The following is a 17,439-nucleotide window of genomic DNA, read 5'->3' on the forward strand; positions in this document are numbered from 1 at the left end:
CGCCGTAGTCACTTCCACTCAGTAACCAAAGTCCTGACATTGGCGGATGCGTTCGCTCGATTACTGGATCACCGTACTACACGTAGGCACAGGAGTTCTGCCCGTGTAAAACAAGTCAAGTTCAAGACGTGCATACAGGTTTTGTCACGCGTAAAAGATGGGATCAATCCGGTACGATGACGAAATCGACAGGCACCAGCGAATTCATTGGAACGCTCTGTCAGGGCATCGAGCAATTGAAGGTCAATACAATAATCAATTTTTTCACTTAACTCTTACTTTTTTATGAACACGGACAATGGAAGCGAATCGGTACTGGAGGCAGATGATTTACTAAATTATGGGCTATTGCCTTCCGACCTGGGCAAAGGTTATGATTCGCTCAAAAGGGAAACGACATTCGATGCCTACAAGACATTTACCAAATTAGTATCAGCCGGATCTTCAGAAACCCACTACCTGGTTGAATTCGATTACAAAAAGATTCGGAGCACGTTCGGTGTCAAGTCGACCGTGAATGTTGACACGGGGGCTACTACCGTCGATGTATCGGTGGACATGAGTGACGTCTTGGATTCGGAAGAAATGTCCGTATTCGTGTTCTGGTACCAGCGTAGCATTACGGAACGGGTCACATTCAGGGACGCTGTGCTTTCCGAACGGGTAGCCGCCTATAGCAAGGACAAAGCAGATCGGGAGACGATCTACAAAAACCTGGGCAACAAGGTAATTACCGAGATATCGAACGGGGGGGAAGTGGTCTTGTACGCTAAGTTCTCGTCACGATCTAAAGAAGAATCAACGAAGATTAAGGCAATACTGGATGTGAACACCAACATTTTTGTCAGCGAGGTAGACTTTCATACGCAGCTTAATCACTTGCGAAGCGAGGTCAATCAAGAGATTACCTGTTCGATCGATGCAAAGTCGATGGGGGGAAATCTGAACGCGGGTAAGCTGACTAATCCGGCAACCGTGCAGGCAGCCATTGAGGACTGGCTCACTTCGCTCAAGACCAATCCGGCTACGCTTGAATTCGAATGTAGTGATCTGAAAATCCTCGGTGATGGGTTCACGGACGTCAGCGAGATGGTGAATAAGAATCAGGCGATCGCTGATGAACTTAACGGCATGCTCCTAAACGTGGTTGACAGTAAAACCTTGGCCGCGCAGTATCAGAGGTCCAGAAGAGACCTGAAGCTTCCGACGATTCTGCGGGTCAGTGAACTCATTGACCAGAGTCATGAACTCAAAGCAAAGCTAATCGATGAGCGCAATCGTCTGTTCAATACCGCTGCCACAGCCGTATTCGTTCTGGACAAGCAGGTGAGAGACAATTACAACAAGATTCGCCGGAATACCCCGGTTTTCGGTTACCAGGATCTGGGCAAAGGGGACGCCTGCGGATTTGCGGGCTCAGGTATGCCGCATTTCGGTGATGAAATGGAACACGTGAAGTACTTCGCCAACATGGACGTTATCACGGATGTTGGCCTTCAGGGATTCAAGGTTTCCTTCGACCAGTTTGGTTCCAGAGAACGGCTAAACCGAGATTATGCGCAGCAGATAGGTAATCACACACGCGTCAATATGGAGCAGGACTTGCTGGTTTCTATGCAAGGCTGGACTATGGATCGGGAAGGCTACCCAAGTGTTAGAAGCATCCAGTTCACGTCGCTTTCCGGAAAAACGTATGGTTCGCCCGCTCCGCCAATCCCTCCGGCTACGATTTTGACCGGGAGTGCCAAAGAAGGGTCTGAAAAATACATTATAGGTTTGTGGGGGAGTGGCAATAACTGGACCCAGCTCGTTGGCCCGTATTTCCGGGAGTGTTCGACGGATTACCCGTACAGTAATGACTAATTTAGTTGCTGCGTAGACCGTACGCCCACTCCATTTCTGACGTCCGGGAAACATCCCCCCAACGGCTGGCCTCACGAGAAGCTGGCCGTTGGGGGTTTCAACGCCTTGTTATTGATCGGTTCGGAATGGCGATGCAGGTAAGCCATCCTTATTGTACAGGTTTGGGTTAACCGGATTATCGGCCCAGGCGTACCGGACGTACTGCGGATTGGGCACATCATCGCTCCACACAATCACGTTGTTTCCGTCGATTTTAGCCTTTGCCCAGCTGAATTTTTTATCGGCACCCGCAATGGCAAATTCACCCGGTTCTTCGCCATCTCTGGTAATCAAACCACGGCCACTATTGGTAAAACTGAGAACGACTTTATTACCTTGAATTGTAGCAGACTGATAGAGTGGACCTGACGAAACCAGATCTTCGTTGTAAGCCGTTTTCATTGCCGCCAAGGCCAATCGTTCGCCCACGTCTTTTTTGTTGTCGGGATGAATATCGTTCCACTCGCCCAGGTCAATGGCTACGACCATAGCCGTATTGGGGACCGATAATGCCTTCAGTTGCGCTTCTCTCAACACGGCCCAGTTACTTTCCGATGGCTGGTAATTGTAGTCCATGAAGCCGGGAAGCTGAACATACAGGAACGGCAGCGGCCCCTGCCCCCACCGATTTCGCCAGTCAGCAACCAACACCCGCTGTAACTTTTCGTAGGTCTGAGGCTCACCGGCATTGCTTTCGCCCTGGTACCAGCAAAAGCCTCTGATCGCATAATTAATTGCTGGCGCTACCATCGCATTGTACAGTGCTGTCGGCTGGTTTTGGGGGTTGATTCCCCCGGCTGAATTACCACCGCCAGAACCTGTAACTGGTTTATAGGCGACTCCCACTTTATACTGCCAGGTGCCTTTCAGATCGACCGTATCGGCTCCGGCGAATAAACAATACGGCTTATCGGGCACAAAGCCACCTTTGCCCCCGTTGTTGGTAACCCGTACGACAATCACGTTTTTACCCGCTCTCAGCACACCAGCAGGCACCGAATACCTCCGTTGGGGATACAGATAGGTGGTTTTGCCAACCGATTTACCGTTGATATAAAGCTCATCGGCGTCGACGATTCGGCCCAGAAAAACCTTTGCGGGCTTGCCCGTCATGGAAGTGGGTATGTTGATTTCTTTTCGATACCACACCACGCCGTTCAGCTCTTTGAGTCCCTGATCTTCCCAGTACCCCGGCACGTTAATTGACCGCCAGCCCTTTGGCGTATACGAAGCGTCGAACCACTTTGTGCTTCCCGTCAATCCTAAATCGACAGGCGGGTTCGGTCGGCTGGCTGCCGCGCTGACTTGTCTGCGGGTAAGGGTGTTGATATAAGACGTGTCATTGTTCTTTTCGATGACGGCTTTCAGGGTCGGAAAATCAGTCAGGCCGGCTTCACTCGTCCAAGCCTCAATGGGCGTTCCCCCAACACTAGCATTGATGATGCCGATCGGTACGTGGTACTTTTCGTACAGTTTCTTCGCGAAAAAATACGCTACCGCCGAAAATGGGCGAACAGCCTCCCCAACAGCCGCGCTCCATTGCCCATTCGGAAGATCGCTTTGGGGCTTTTGCAGATTCGTCAGGGTCGGCACCCAGAATTGCCGGATTTGCGGGTAATTGGCCTCTGCGATCTCTTTCGCGTACGTAACATCGTGAATATTGAGCTGGTGAACCATGTTGCTCTGCCCACTGCAAAACCAGACATCACCGATCAGAATGTCGTTTAGATCGATGCGTGATTTGCCGGAAATTTCCATCGTAAACGGCCCTCCCGATGGCGTAGGAGGCAACTTCACCAGCCACTCCCCGTTGTCCTCGGTCACCGTTTTGTAGGTCTTCCCCTTGAACCGTACCGTGATTTTCTCCCCCGAACTGGCCCACCCCCAAATCTTAAGTGTGGCGTCCCGTTGCAATACCATGCCATCGCTGATCAATTTGGGTAAGCGAAGTTGAGCCTGTACGCCTACCGATAGAAACAGGCTGGTAACGAACAACCCAAGGGCGGAAATAAGTCTAGCTTGCATTTGATTAGTTCTTTGCGTTTTTGGCGGCCGTTTCTTCCGGACCAAGATAACGTTGCTCCGATCCGCCAAAATCTAGTACCAGTTTTTGGAGAACCACACCGGGATTCACCATCCAGAATTTTACCGTATGTTTCCCCGCTTTGGCGATTTCGTGCGTAGTGGATTTAATAATAATATTTTCCGCCACCCATTTATTCCAGATGCCTTTGTCGCTGGTTTTATCCTCCTTGTTCAGGCTGATGATTTGTGGCAGTTCATCGTCTACCGAAATGGCATATTGCAGTCCGTTTTCATCCCTGAACAAATTCAACGTGGGTGAAAAATAAGCATTGATCGTGCACGTTCCCTCCTGGTCGGTAACGATATCGTATTGTAGCCGAGGTGAATTGCCACCCGGTTTCTGCTCGCTGGCCGTAACCGGAAAAGGCGTAATGGCCGATCCGGTTCTGCCATGATCAGGCAGAATTTTCCAGGTGATGCCATTATTGTTTATCGCTTGGGCATACTGATCGGCAGAAATGGCCACACTTCGCTTGGTATCCCGAACGGGAGTTGATGTAGTAGAGAGGATTGAATCTGACGGAATATACTGCACCACCGGCATTTTTTGCTGGTTAGGCTGTTGCCAATACGTGTAGCCAATATGCGTCTGACTCATCAGATGATTCCACTTGCCACTATTCAGTTGATGGTATTGTCGTGTGATCAGCGAGTCGTTGGCATACAGTTCTTTTACCTGATCAGCGTACATATTCGTTTCTTTCCGTCCAGACAGGTAAGCATCTTTGTTCAGCGCGACATGGTAATACATGGCATTCAGATTCGCACAGGCTTTGATCGGATGCAATACCAACTGAAAATAAGCGTCTTTGTACGCAGCGGGCAGTACGTTATTTATGTTCTCTGCTTTTTTTAGCAGGTCCGTATACTCGTCAACAACCATTTTCCACTCACCCGTGCGCAGGGTGTAGGTATTGGCGTCAAGCAGCTCAGGCTTTCGTCTGGAATTGTATTTAGCGTATTTGGCGAGTAAAAAGGCAATTTCCTTCGCATACTGTTTGCCAAACTGGTTAGCCGCCCAGTTCTCAGTATAGTGCTGAAGTTGATCAGCATCGATTTTTTCGGGATCCCAGGCATAGTCCAGGAAGAAAGAAATCGGAAATTCCATCGGCTTGATATCGCCCACGTTGACAATCCAGATGTCCCGTACTTTATACTCCCAGGCCAGGTGCATCTGCTCCCAGATGCGAGGGAGTGGATTGGTGTTCAGCCATTTGTAATTACGAGGACCGCCGACATAGTCGAAATGATAATAGATGCCGTAGCCTCCTTTCCGTGGCTTTTCGTTAAGCCCTGGCAGTTTGCGGAGATTTCCCCAGTTATCGTCAGACAGCAGCAGAGTCACGTCATCCGGCACTCGTATTCCCTGATCGTAATAATCCTGTACTTCTTTGTAAAGTGCCCACAGTTGCGGAGTTTCAGCCGCTGGTTTACCCGTTACGTCGCTGATAATGGTGCGCTGATCAGCAACAATTTGTTCAAGTAACGCGGTAGCCGTTTCTCTGGACATGGGCGCATCGCCGTCGCCCCGCATGCCCACGCTCACGATTTTCTCGTTGGTCGCTCTCCTGATGCCATCCCGCCAGAATTGTTGCAGCTTATTCTTATTTGTTTCATAATTCCAGGGGCCGCTGCCGTACCGTCGCCATTCGTCGTGCGCCCGCATCAGGGGTTCGTGGTGCGACGTGCCGATGACAATGCCGTATTTGTCGGCAGCTTTTATGTTCAGGGAGTCATCCGCGTAAAAAGCGTTCCCCCACATGGCGGGCCAGATGTAGTTGCCTTTCAACCGGAGCACCAACTCAAAAAATTTCTCGTAGAAGTTATGATTGAAACCACCGAACTTTTCTTTGGTCCAGCCGGATAGCGCCGGTGCTTCGTCGTTGATAAACAGACCCCGGTATTTCACTTTCGGCGCATCGGCAATCCGAACATCGCTTTTGATGTAAATCTCGTTTTGCTTCGCGACAGGCACGTCAGCCCACCAGTACCAGGGCGAAACCCCGAACTGTTTCGACAAGTCGAATACGCCATAAGCGGCTCCCCGCCGGTCATTCCCCGCAACGATCAACGCCTGAGAAATACCCGGCGCCGGTTTATTGAGGGTTTGAATCAGCGAGGCTTCCCATTTTCCGTCGATGGCATTCGGGTCTAGCCGCTTCTGCGAAACCAGTTGTTTTAAAAAAGACGACTGCTGTATGGTCCCAATGGCAATGACGTTTTTTCGAACCTGACTGATAGCCGTAACGATGGGTATTTTTTTGCCGATTACCAGTTCAATATCCTGTTGCAACAGCATTGCTGCGGTCTTTACGAGTTCGGTTTCACTGGTATCTACGTAAATCACAGCCGACGTAATGGCAAAGGAAGACTTATCGGCAAGGATGCCTTGCGCCCAACCAGTGCCGGATAAGCAGAGCGTTAAAAAGACAGCAAGTAGGTTGGATTTCATTTTTCCGATTGACGTTGAGCCGCCAACTATTCCTTTACTCATTGGTGGAGGTTACTTAAAACTTCACGACGCTTTCGTAGGCTTTTTTGGGCTTACCGTTCTGGTCGAACAACAGCGGATAGTCCTTGCGGCCCGGAACGGGGAAGTTATCCAGCCAGGAGTATTTGTCACTCAAGTTCCAGAAGGTTACGCCGGTAATTTTATCACGGTGTTTACGAAATACGTCGAACAGCATGTTGTACTGAGCGGCCTGCTTGTTATCCATTTCCGGTGTAAACTCGCTTTTGTCCGTATCCCGGCGTTCCCGACGTTCGTGTTCTTTTGGATACACCGATACGTCGACTTCCGTAAACTGTATTTTCAGACCCAGGCTGGCAAATTTGGTAATGGACTCCTCCAACTCTTGTCTGGACGGTTCGAAAATAGACCAGTGCGCCTGCAACCCTACGCCGTTGATGGGCACCTTCTTTTCTTTCAACTTCTTCAACAGCTGATAGATACGTTCCCGCTTTGAGGCATTTTCCGTATTATAATCGTTGTAAAACAGCTGGGCAGACGGGTCGGCTTCGTGAGCATACTGAAACATCTTTTCGATGTAGTCTTCCCCAATGATTTCGTAGAATTTTGATTTGCGATACAGGCTGTTCCCCGTATCGGGTACCGCTTCGTTCACCACGTCCCACGCGTAAACTTTCCCTTTGTACCGACCCACTACGTCGGTAATATGGCGTTTCATGCGAGCGAGCAACACGTCCCGACTCACGGTCTTACCGGTCGAGTCAGTAAATAACCAGCGGGGTGTCTGGTTGTGCCAGCAAAGCGTATGCCCCCGCAACTTGATGCTATTCTGCTGCGCAAAATCGGCAATGGCATCGGCATCTTTCCAGTTATAGCGATTCTCTTCCGGATGAATGGGGCCCATTTTCATCGCATTTTCGGGGGTCATGCTGTTGAACTGGGTCTTGATCAGGTCGGCATCGGAGCCAGGCTGCACCATCCGTGGGTTAACGGCCACGCCAATAGGAAAATAGTTTTTGTAGTAGTCTTTCAGTCCTTTTTCGGGTGCGATAAAGGCAACCGACAGGGCAATAAAGGCACAGATACTTATTTTACGCATGATCAGAAAGAGTTTAGTTTATTTAAGCGTCGAATGGGTAGTTAAAACAAAATGGTGGGTATCCACTACCTGTATTTGGCAACTGAAAAAGCAGCCGCCAGTGGCTTGTCTATCCAAGATAAATCACTTGAACAGCAACTGTGAAAATCCGAACAGGTCGTGTCGCCAGACCGGCCAGCTGTGCCCACCCGCGTACTCGCTGTATTGGTATTTGATGCCCATCTCATCGAACTTCTTCATCATGATCTGGCAGTTCTGGTGCGCGATGTCTTCCTTGCCGCCCTGCGAAATCCAGAACTGTTTGAGATTACTGTTGATCGTACTGGCGTTCTCTTTCATAAAAGCATATTGCGGATCAGACAGCTTGGTATTGTTGGCCCACCAGCCCGAACTGAACACACCCAGCGCTGAGAATAGGTTGGTATTCTTCACTCCAGCATGCAGCGTCTGTAACCCGCCCATCGATAGACCGGCGAGTGCCCGATTTTTGGCGTCGGTCTCGACCCGGAAGTTACTTTCTACAAACGGAATGGCTCCCTGCTTCAACTCGTTCTCAAAAGCGCGTAGGGCGTTTTCGTTGAAACCTGCCACACCGCCACCCATGCCAATGTTACCATCGAGCATCACTACCAGCATGGGTTTGGCTTTCTTGTCGGCAATCAGATTGTCCAGAATCAGGTCGGTACGCCCCTGCGTGGCCCACCCGCGCTGATCTTCGCCCCCGCCATGCAGGAGGTATAGCACCGGGTATTTTTCGGTTGATTTCTCGTAGCCGGGTGGTGTGTAGACGTACATGTCGCGCCAGGTATTCGACGCTTTCGATAGGTAATGTTTAATCCGAATGTCGCCATGCGGTACGTCTTTCAGCGCGTAATAGCCTTCGTCGCGATCCGGAATTTCAATACCGCTGGCCATACGACTCATCCCGTAAAACGATTCGCTGGCGGGATCGGCAACCGCTACACCATCGATTAGCAAGGAGTAATAATGAAAGCCTCGGCTGATGGAATCGGTCGTTACGGTCCAGAATCCGGCGGTATCTTTCACCATATCGTATTTCTTGCCCAGATCCATCTGTACTTTCTGCGCGTCCGGCGCTTTCACCCGAAACACCACGCGATTGTCCGGCAATATCTGCGGGTATCTGGCATTACGTATGTTGGTAGCCGCTGGTGAACCCAACAGCGTGTATTTGGTCAGAGACGCTACGTCAACCGGCTTAAACAGAAACTGAGAGAACATATACAGGCCGTTCTTCCAGACTTTAAAATCGTGTACGCCCGGCTCAACGTAATAGATGTGCGGTACGTTGTGCTGATACAGATAATCGTGGGTTCGCTTGCTGAACGTAATCAGCCCGTCGTTGTCCCCACACGAGATCCAGAGCAGTTTCAGCTTCTTTTTGGCGTCTTCCGGATTCGGCACCAACTCTTCGGGCTTTTTGGTATTGGGGGCCGACGAAAACCCACCGACCCAGGCGAATTTATCGAGATTGCCCAGTCCAAAATTCAACGACTGACCGCCCCCCATCGACAGACCCGCAATGGCGCGGTGCTCGCGGTCGGTAAGGGTCGAGTATTTCTTCTCGATGAATGGGATCAGGTCCGTCAATAAATCTTTCTCGAACGTAGCAAAGGCTTCCACTTTGTCTTTGTCAAAGACATTGCCCACGGCCCGGTCGTCTTTCATGGCCCGCCCATTCGGCATGACCACGATCATGGGTTCCAGTTTTTTCTCGGCGTACAGATTATCCAGAATCACCTGCGGACTGCCGCCCCGAAGCCATTCCTTTTCATCGCCACCAATGCCATGCAGCAGATACAGCACCGGATACTTTTTCTTTTTGGAATAGCCCGGTGGCGTGTATACCAATGCTTTGCGCGTTGTGCCCACGGTTTTGGATGCATACTGGACGGAATCCAGTTTACCCGTTGCAATGCCCGTGCGCACCTGCTCAAAACCTTTGGGCATTTCTTTTTCGACGGGTTGCGAATAAGCCGCTGCACTTACCAACATGGCCAGAGCGACATACAACCTTTTTAGTACTAAACGTTTCATCCTGTGTTAGGTAAAGGTTTGGGTTACCGGGATTGTCTATTTTCCGACGGGATAAACCGGCTTTTTGTGCGTACAAAAAGCCGGTTCATCCCGTCGGAAAAATCGGTTTTCTACTTGAACAGCAACGGAGCCAGCTCGTGCAGACTGCGACGCCAGGTCTGAAATTCGTGTCCTGTTTTATCGGACACATACGAGACGGCGTTGTATCCGGCCCCTTTCAGGTCGGCCACCGCTTTCGTTACGCCATCAGGCCGTTCCTTACTGCCACAGCTGATAAAAATGAGCTTTGCTTTCGACTTGTCCTTAAGATCGTCCGGCGTGTAAAGACCACCGCTGAGCAGCCCGTAGTAGCCGAACATATCCGGCTTATTGAGGGTGACCATTTTGGTTTCCATGCCCCCCATCGACAGTCCCGCCATCGCCCGATTATCCCGGTTGGCCATTGTGCGAAAATTGGCATCCACATACGGAATCAGCTCATCCGTGAGGACAGTCTGGAACGGATCAATTTTGAACTCTCTTATCTTACCGAATTTTACCTCATTAGTCATGCCGTAGGTCATCACAATGATGAAGGGCTTGGTTTTGCCTTCCGCAATCAGGTTGTCCATAATCAGGTTAGCGTGCCCCTGGTTACTCCAGGCCGTTTCGTCTTCGCCCCAGCCGTGTTGCAGGTATAGCACCGGATACTTTTTCGATTTATCTTTTTCGTAGCCCGCTGGCGTATACACAAAAGCCCGACGGGATGTGCCGGTGCTTTTGGATGGGAACAACACCTGCTGCACGTTGCCGTGCGGTACCTCTTTCAAGGCGTAGAAATCTTGATCGTGAGCGGGTATTTCGATGCCGCTTTCCCAGCGAACGGAGCCGTAGTAATTCAGAGCGCCGGGATCGTTGAACTTGCCGCCGTCAATCGTTACGTTGTAATAATGGAAGCCTTCATCCATGGGCCCTCCTGTCGTACCGGTCCAGAAGCCATCGTCCCCTTTGGTGAGAATGGTACCTCCTTTTCCGCCCAGTCCTAGGCTCACCCGGACACTATCGGCCTTAGGTGCCTTGATCCGGAATCGAGCATAGCCCTGTGAGTTTACCTGCGGGTATTCCTGCCCCGGCTGGTTCAACGCAGAGGGTTTAAAATCCTCCAGCATCGCGGGTTGGCTTGCCTGCGAAAAACAGGTTGCGCTTGTCAAAGCGGCTGCAACGAATGCAACTAAAGTTTTACGTGTCATCTGGTTATTGGTTTAGGAGTGAAAATTATCTTAAAGCTTTTTTTGTCATTCCGACGCAGGAGGAATCTTCGGATGAGGCAGAGAATACCTCCGGCTAGAGAAGATCCTTCCTTCGTCGGAATGACAATCAACTAAATAGCTCCGGCAACGTAGTTGCCAGATACTGTTTGCAGTTCATCCAGGTATGTCCACCCGGCACGATGTAGCTCTTCAGCTTGATCTTTTTATCTTCGAACATAGCGATGTTCTTTTTCACCGGTTCGTACAGAAAATCGTCGGTGCCTACGCTGATCGTGAATAATTTTAATTGACTGTTGATCTTGTTCGCGTCCGGTGACCAGTTGGCAAAGTTCTTCTGAAACTCCTCGGTAGCGGTGTAGGGCGCATACGAACAGATGTAGGCGAAGGTAGAGGGATTAGTCAGGCCGATGTTTAGCGTTTGTCCGCCCCCCACCGAAAAACCCGCTACGGCCCGGCCTTTGCTTTCCGTAATCACCGGGTAGTTCGATTCGATAAACGGCACAATATCGGCTACCATATCTTTGGTAAAGTCGGGCATCGGTGCTGGACGAACGTTGCCGTAGGGCATGACGATGAGCATAGGTTTGGCCTTACCCTGCGCGATCAAATTGTCGGCAATTAGGTTGGCGCGGCCTACTTTGGTCCAGGTTTCTTCCGTGTCGGAGCCACCGTGGATCAGGTACAGCACTGGGTACTTCGTCTTGCCGTTCGGATTAAAGCCGGGTGGCGTGTAGACCAACAGCTGCCGGGTCGCCCCTAACGTAGCGGATTTATAGTACCGATAGCTGATTTTTCCGTGCGGTACGTTCTGGAGCGAATGAACCAGCGGCTGATCGCCCGGCACATCGACGATGCTCCGCTTAAACCGTTCGTTGGCGAAAATGTACGTATTGTTCGGGTCGGCAACTTCCACACTATCCACCCGAAAGCTGTACGGGTAAATGTCGGGCTTAACGGGCGGTACTGTCACGCTCCAGATGCCGGACGTATCTTTCGTCAACGCAACAGGGGCTTTCAGAAACTCGCCGTTCAGGGTCACTTTCTGGGCTTTGCGCGAAAAGTACTTGAACGTAATGCTATGGTCGGGGTGTACCTCGGGCGAGCTGATGGACGGTGGCCGTTGCTGGGCGATCACCGTCATCGAACAAAGTAGAAGAGCCGAAAGCAGGTATGAGCTAGGTTTCATGGGGATAGGCGAGTTAGCGGAAGAGTAGTGGCGTAGTGGCGGCAACGTACTGTTTGACGTTCATCCAAGTATGACCGCCGTCGGTAATCAGGCTTTTGTAAGCCACCTTTTTCGCCTTCAGGTAATCCATAAATTCGACCGTCCCCTTGTAGAGAAAATCGTCGCTTCCCACGCTCACCCACAGGAGTTTAAGCTGCTTGTTTGTATTGTCCGGATTACTGCCTATTTGCGGAAAATTCTTATCCATTTCAGCGGGCGACAGGTATGAACTGTAGCTGCATACCCACGCAAACTTGTCCAGGTTGCCAAAAGCCGCCCGGAGCGTTTGCCCACCTCCGCGCGAGAACCCGCCGATAGCCCGGTTGTTTTTGTTAGCGATGGCGCGGTAGTTCTTTTCCACGTACGGGATAACCTTGCTAATCAGGTCATTCCCGAAATCATTGGCGCGTTTGACCGCATCGTCCCCATCGCGGACAGTCGGGTCGGCAGGTTTAGGTCCTCCTTTCTGTTCGGCGAAGCGGGCTGCGATATTGCCATAGGGCATGACAATGATCATGGATTTGGCCTTGCCTTCGGCAATCAAATTGTCCAGAATCAGGTTCGTTTTGCCGACTTTAAAGAAGGTCTCTTCAGTATCCGTCGTGCCGCTGATGAGGTAATAAACTGGGTAATTCTGAGACGGATTTTTATCGTAACCCGGTGGCGTATAAACCACCAGCGAACCAGTTGTTCCTTCCAGCGATGGATAGTACTCGTAGTTGACCGAGCCGTGCGGTACGTCTTTCATGGCATGAACCAACGGCGTTTCACCGGGCACATCGACCAGGCTGGCTTTGAACCGCTCGTTTGGAAAAAACGCTACGTTGGCAGGGTCCATCACCGTAATACCATCGACCTGAAAGCTGTAGGGGTAGATGTCCGGTTTGACGGGTTTTGTCGTCACGCTCCAGATACCCTGTGCTTCTTTGGTCATAGGCAGGGGCGCTTTTTCAAACTGAGCGCTCAGCTTTACGTCGCTGGCAGCCGGAGCCAGATACCGGAACGTGATAGATTTGTCGGCGTTCACCTGGGGCGATACCACCAGCGGCCCACGTGGCGGCTGACCTGCTGCACCGTGGTACAAACAGAGTACGGCCCACATAAGCCATATTCGCTTCATTACGTACTGATTCATAGTTCATTAAGGTTTAGGAGTAATTAAGTTATCAACTAGGTGTTTTTGTCATCCCGAGGAACGACCGGGCCGCCGATGCGGGGATCTTCGGAGAATACTAAAAAACGCATTTACCCGAAGATCCCCGCATCGGCGGCCCGGTCGTTCCTCGGGATGACAAACAGCCTACATCTACTGCTTTCACTGGGTAATAATGTCAACTTCAGCGTAGCCCGATGCCGAACCGTCCTGCGTATTTTTCAGAGCCCGTAATTTGATGTACCGGGCTTTGGCAGGCTCAAACGGTTTGGTTTGCCAGACCGGGCTATTTTTGATGTTTGAAAACTCACCTTCGCTGACCCGTTTCCAGGTTACGTTATCCGTCGACACTTCAAATTGATACTGCGTGATAATACTGGCCTCTTCCCACCAGTTTTGAGCCGGTAAATACCGGAACCCAACCAGATTTTCCTCTTTTCCTAAATCAATGATCAAGTCCGCGGGCATCGCTTGGCTTTTGGGTTGATGCCATGACGTAGCCGGATTACCATCGATAACCTGATCCGCTGACTTGGCGTCCGTATTCACGATTTTCCAGTTCGTGCGGGCGATGTCGAATTTCTCTTCGCTGACGATGCTGCTCTGCTTCGTGAATGGGTTGTAAGCGATCGCCTTTATGTCCACTTTGCCAGCACTTGTTCTCACGGGAGCCGTATACTTGCTAGTCGTTGCGGTTGGCGCACGCCCGTCGAGGGTGTAGTACACTTCCGATTCGGTATCGCCGGGTTTGATGTGAATCTCCCCAGCCTGATTGCGGGTAATCAGCGGGGGCGTCAGAATCAGCGGGGCTTTGTAAACTTCCACATTTGAAATCAAGGGAGCGCCTTTGGCATCCAGAATCGTCAGCCGCAGTTGCGTGGCTTCGACGGTCGGGAACCGCAGAATACGTTTGTATCCAATGGTCGTTTCTTTGGCAATTTCTTTCCAGTTCCCGTCGACAAAAGCCTCCACGGTAAACGCTTTGACTCGCTGACCCAAGCGGATGGGTTCCTGCACTAGAAACCGATTGAAAGACGTAGACTTTTTAAAATCAAGCGTTACCGATGCGTTACGCACGGCGTCATCCGTAGCCCAGTAGCTTTCTTTATCGGCATCAATGGCTTTGCTGGCCTCGTAAGCCGAGCTTTTACCTCGTACCTGCGAGGCTGTAGCGCGGGCATTTTTGGCCAGATTCACGGCAAAGGCTTCTTTGGTCGCTTTGGCAAAGGCCTGTACCGCTTTTTCGTCTTTCTCGTGAATTAACCCATTGGGCATGATCGGGAAATTGAGCAGCAGCGTCGCGTTTCGACCAATGGAATTGTAATAAATATCCATCAGTTGGGGCAACGTTTTTACTTTACGGTCTTCCCGCTCGTGATAAAACCATTCGGGCCGAATCGAGGTGTTTACTTCACCCGGCACCCAGGCATTACCATTCTTGACGCCGTAGCGCAGCATTTTCTCCGGCACGTCGCCGGTGGCGTTCAATAAACTCCAGTTCGTTTCGCCCACATACCCGGCTTCGGTACCCACCCAGCGTAGGTCGGCCCGATCACCCCCGTCATTCCAGATCACAATCTTTGGCTGGAGTTTACGCACGAGTTTGTACGTATTGGGCCAGTCGTAATACGTCTTGGCGTCGATTTTGCGGGTTTCGTTGGCCCCGCCATAATAGCCTGACCCACCATTGGCTCCATCGAACCAGACTTCGAAAATATCGCCGTAGTTGGTCAACAACTCCGTCAATTGATTACGGAAATAGGTGATATATTCGGGCTTGCCATAATCGGCGTGGTTCCGGTCCCAGGGCGACAGGTATACGCCGAATTTCAGGCCATATTCTTTGCAGGCATCGGCCATTTCCCGCACGATATCGGCTTTCCCATTCCGCCAGGGTATATTTTTTACAGAGTATTCAGTGTATTTCGAGGGCCATAGGCAGAAACCACTGTGGTGTTTGGCGGTAAAAATGATGCCTTTCATACCGGCTTCTTTACAGATACGAGCCCATTGCCGGCAATCCAGTTTGGTCGGATCAAACAGCTTGGGATCTTCGTTGCCCAAACCCCAGGCCATATCGGTATAGGTGTTTATCGAAAAGTGGATGAAAGCATAGTATTCCATTTTTTGCCAACGCAGTTGGTTTGCGCTGGGAAGCGGGCCAACGGGTTGCGGAGGGGTTGATTGAGAAAGTCCGGAAAGACCTGTCAGCAAAAGAAGCAGCAGATTGTAAAACGAGAATTTAGGCATCAGTTACAGAAATTAGAAATCATCAGGTCAGTCCACGATGTACCCTGCCGGAGCAGATGGACAACTCATTCGTTTTTAAGCCAGGTATTTTGCTTCATCCACGCAAACAGGGGCTCCATCCAGCCGGGGTGTCGGAAAATGAATCCGTGGTCACCTTTGGGATAGATGTGCATTTCGACGGGCACCTTTTGGCGTCGTAAGGTTTCGAAATAGACGATGCTGTTGTCAACATCAACTAGTTTATCATCGGCTGCGTGGGTCAGGTACGTTGGGGGCGTGTTGGCACGCACCTGTAGCTCATTGGAAAAAAGTTCGATGTCGGGCCGCAATGGAGATTTACCCAGTAGATTATCCCGCGAACCGCCATGCGCCAGGCTATCGCTCATACTGATGACTGGGTAAATCAGGATCTGAAAATCAGGACGCAGATTCGTGTTACCGGCGTTATCGACGTATGCTTTTTCAAAATGAGTAGCTGCCGTCGAGGCCAGGTGTCCACCCGCCGAAAATCCCATAATCCCTACTTTACCGGCGTCGATGCCCCATTTGGTGGCATTGTCGCGCACTAGCTTTAGGGCTTGCTGGGCATCCTGTAACGGCCCTATTTTCTTATCGACCATGATGGCATCGCTTGGCAGGCGGTATTTCAGCACGAAGGCGGCTACACCTTTTTCAGCCAGCGCTTTGGCTATATTGATGCCCTCGCCCTGGTATACGACTACGCCGTAGCCGCCACCGGGAACAATGATCACTGCCGCCCCGGACGCTTTGTCGGGGGCCGGTTTGAAATAGGCCAGCGTGGGTTTGGTAATGCCCTTCAACACGCCCGATTCGGCACCCGATTCCCGTATGTCCGACGCTTTTGCGTTGGGAACCACACCCGAATACAAAGGAATGATTTCCTGCGCGTTCGCAGTCAGCGAAACCATTAACCAACCAGACAACGCAGCCACGTTCACGTTCTTTCGGAATGTTGCCAGATGGGTATTGACCCCTTTAATTGATTGAAGCAAGTTCATCATCTCCTGTTGACTAAGTTTTTGTGGGCGATAGGCAGCTTACAAACAAAAGACCGGCGCATCACTCCGTCGCGGTTGGTTTATAGCCTAACAGCGATAGCATCTGAATGGCATATCGTTTGCCTAACTCCCGATAGCCGGCAGCACTGAAGTGCAGATTGTCAGCCGCGTCGGGACAACCCGCCGATGAAATGACGTGCGCATTTTTGATCGTTTGTGGGAGCGTCGCAATGATGTTGTTCATGCTCGCACAAACGCCCCCCTGATCCGCGTTGACCGTTTCACCAGCCAGCAGTGGTACTTTTTTGGGTTTTAGATCCAGGTCATGCAGCAGGTTATCGTAGACGACTTTCACTTTTTTCGTCCATAGCGTATCGTTGGTATTCGACTCGCCCTGATGCAACAGAATACCCTTGATAACCCCGTCTTTCTGTGCCAGCTTCGCCATTTCGACCAGTCGGGCGTAGGGATTTCCGTCGTAGTCTTTGATGAAATTCTTCATCCAGCCCGGTACAGTAGCGGTGTACGACTCGTAATGGTCTTTATCGAACAACTCAATTTTACAGCCACCAATAGCTACGTTAATGACGCCGATCCGGACCTTTTCGGGGAGATTTGCCACCAATTCGCGGCCAAAATAATCGGCGGGCGTCAGACCCGTCCGGCAGCGGCACAAGGGCGGAACGGCGGTGTACCATTTACCCATCGTTCGGCCTAAGTCCGGGCAGTTTACGGCTTCCATCACCTGAAACCGGCTGTTCACATTGACCGTATCCTGCGGTTCAATTTTGGCGTTTCCCTCCATGTTGGACTGCCCGAAACAGAGGAAAATGTAAAAGTTCTTGTCCTGTGCCGAAGCGCTCAGACTCCAAAGCAGTAAGCCAAAAAGAAGCGTAGCGGTAGAAAAACGCTTGTTCATGAGGGGTAA

Annotated in this window: 11 protein-coding genes; 1 reads left to right on the forward strand and 10 read right to left on the reverse strand. The window is 50.9% G+C overall.

What is annotated here, in order from left to right; genetic code table 11:
- Nucleotides 1-285 precede the first annotated feature (285 nt).
- Nucleotides 286-1,863 carry a hypothetical protein gene (locus GK091_RS25020; RefSeq protein WP_164043402.1) on the forward strand — a complete coding sequence of 526 codons (1,578 nt, stop codon included), beginning with the start codon at nt 286-288 and terminating at the stop codon, nt 1,861-1,863.
- Nucleotides 1,864-1,971: 108 nt separating this feature from the next.
- Here the strand turns inward: GK091_RS25020 and GK091_RS25025 are convergent, their stop codons facing one another.
- From GK091_RS25025 to GK091_RS25070, 10 genes are all read right to left on the reverse strand, one after another.
- The gene (locus tag GK091_RS25025; protein WP_164043405.1) at nt 1,972-3,927 is read right to left on the reverse strand and encodes a sialate O-acetylesterase; all 1,956 of its coding nucleotides are present in this window, start codon (nt 3,925-3,927) and stop codon (nt 1,972-1,974) included.
- A 4-nt stretch (nt 3,928-3,931) separates the two neighbouring features.
- Nucleotides 3,932-6,439: a glycosyl hydrolase 115 family protein gene (locus GK091_RS25030; RefSeq protein ID WP_164043596.1), complete on the reverse strand. Its 2,508-nt coding sequence runs from the start codon at nt 6,437-6,439 to the stop codon at nt 3,932-3,934.
- 55 nt (nt 6,440-6,494) lie between these two features.
- Nucleotides 6,495-7,556 carry an endo-1,4-beta-xylanase gene (locus GK091_RS25035; protein WP_164043406.1) on the reverse strand — a complete coding sequence of 354 codons (1,062 nt, stop codon included), beginning with the start codon at nt 7,554-7,556 and terminating at the stop codon, nt 6,495-6,497.
- Nucleotides 7,557-7,679: 123 nt separating this feature from the next.
- A complete protein-coding gene (locus tag GK091_RS25040) occupies nt 7,680-9,572 on the reverse strand; it encodes an alpha/beta hydrolase-fold protein (RefSeq protein WP_394351895.1) in 1,893 nt (630 codons plus the stop codon).
- Nucleotides 9,573-9,724: 152 nt separating this feature from the next.
- Nucleotides 9,725-10,843 carry an alpha/beta hydrolase-fold protein gene (locus GK091_RS25045; RefSeq protein WP_164043413.1) on the reverse strand — a complete coding sequence of 373 codons (1,119 nt, stop codon included), beginning with the start codon at nt 10,841-10,843 and terminating at the stop codon, nt 9,725-9,727.
- 127 nt (nt 10,844-10,970) lie between these two features.
- Nucleotides 10,971-12,050, reverse strand: a complete 1,080-nt coding sequence (locus tag GK091_RS25050) for an alpha/beta hydrolase (RefSeq protein WP_164043415.1) — start codon at nt 12,048-12,050, stop codon at nt 10,971-10,973.
- A 13-nt stretch (nt 12,051-12,063) separates the two neighbouring features.
- Nucleotides 12,064-13,209 carry an alpha/beta hydrolase-fold protein gene (locus GK091_RS25055; RefSeq protein WP_394351896.1) on the reverse strand — a complete coding sequence of 382 codons (1,146 nt, stop codon included), beginning with the start codon at nt 13,207-13,209 and terminating at the stop codon, nt 12,064-12,066.
- A 195-nt stretch (nt 13,210-13,404) separates the two neighbouring features.
- Nucleotides 13,405-15,492 carry an alpha-L-fucosidase gene (locus GK091_RS25060; protein WP_246202404.1) on the reverse strand — a complete coding sequence of 696 codons (2,088 nt, stop codon included), beginning with the start codon at nt 15,490-15,492 and terminating at the stop codon, nt 13,405-13,407.
- 65 nt (nt 15,493-15,557) lie between these two features.
- Nucleotides 15,558-16,421, reverse strand: a complete 864-nt coding sequence (locus tag GK091_RS25065; RefSeq protein ID WP_246202414.1) for an alpha/beta hydrolase — start codon at nt 16,419-16,421, stop codon at nt 15,558-15,560.
- Between the two features lie 151 nt (nt 16,422-16,572).
- Complete coding sequence (locus GK091_RS25070; protein ID WP_164043419.1) at nt 16,573-17,430, reverse strand: sialate O-acetylesterase; 858 nt, start codon at nt 17,428-17,430, stop codon at nt 16,573-16,575.
- Between the last annotated feature and the right edge of the window lie 9 nt (nt 17,431-17,439).

The organism is Spirosoma agri, assembly GCF_010747415.1.
Taxonomy (GTDB): domain Bacteria; phylum Bacteroidota; class Bacteroidia; order Cytophagales; family Spirosomataceae; genus Spirosoma; species Spirosoma agri.

Excerpts from the sequence above, each read along its gene's own strand:
- GK091_RS25020 (WP_164043402.1), top strand. The coding sequence starts at position 286 with ATGAACACGGACAATGGAAGCGAATCGGTACTGGAGGCAGATGATTTA.
- GK091_RS25025 (WP_164043405.1), bottom strand. The coding sequence starts at position 3,927 with ATGCAAGCTAGACTTATTTCCGCCCTTGGGTTGTTCGTTACCAGCCTG.
- GK091_RS25030 (WP_164043596.1), bottom strand. The coding sequence starts at position 6,439 with ATGAAATCCAACCTACTTGCTGTCTTTTTAACGCTCTGCTTATCCGGC.
- GK091_RS25035 (WP_164043406.1), bottom strand. The coding sequence starts at position 7,556 with ATGCGTAAAATAAGTATCTGTGCCTTTATTGCCCTGTCGGTTGCCTTT.
- GK091_RS25040 (WP_394351895.1), bottom strand. The coding sequence starts at position 9,572 with ATGTTGGTAAGTGCAGCGGCTTATTCGCAACCCGTCGAAAAAGAAATG.
- GK091_RS25045 (WP_164043413.1), bottom strand. The coding sequence starts at position 10,843 with ATGACACGTAAAACTTTAGTTGCATTCGTTGCAGCCGCTTTGACAAGC.
- GK091_RS25050 (WP_164043415.1), bottom strand. The coding sequence starts at position 12,050 with ATGAAACCTAGCTCATACCTGCTTTCGGCTCTTCTACTTTGTTCGATG.
- GK091_RS25055 (WP_394351896.1), bottom strand. The coding sequence starts at position 13,209 with ATGAAGCGAATATGGCTTATGTGGGCCGTACTCTGTTTGTACCACGGT.
- GK091_RS25060 (WP_246202404.1), bottom strand. The coding sequence starts at position 15,492 with ATGCCTAAATTCTCGTTTTACAATCTGCTGCTTCTTTTGCTGACAGGT.
- GK091_RS25065 (WP_246202414.1), bottom strand. The coding sequence starts at position 16,421 with ATGGTTTCGCTGACTGCGAACGCGCAGGAAATCATTCCTTTGTATTCG.
- GK091_RS25070 (WP_164043419.1), bottom strand. The coding sequence starts at position 17,430 with ATGAACAAGCGTTTTTCTACCGCTACGCTTCTTTTTGGCTTACTGCTT.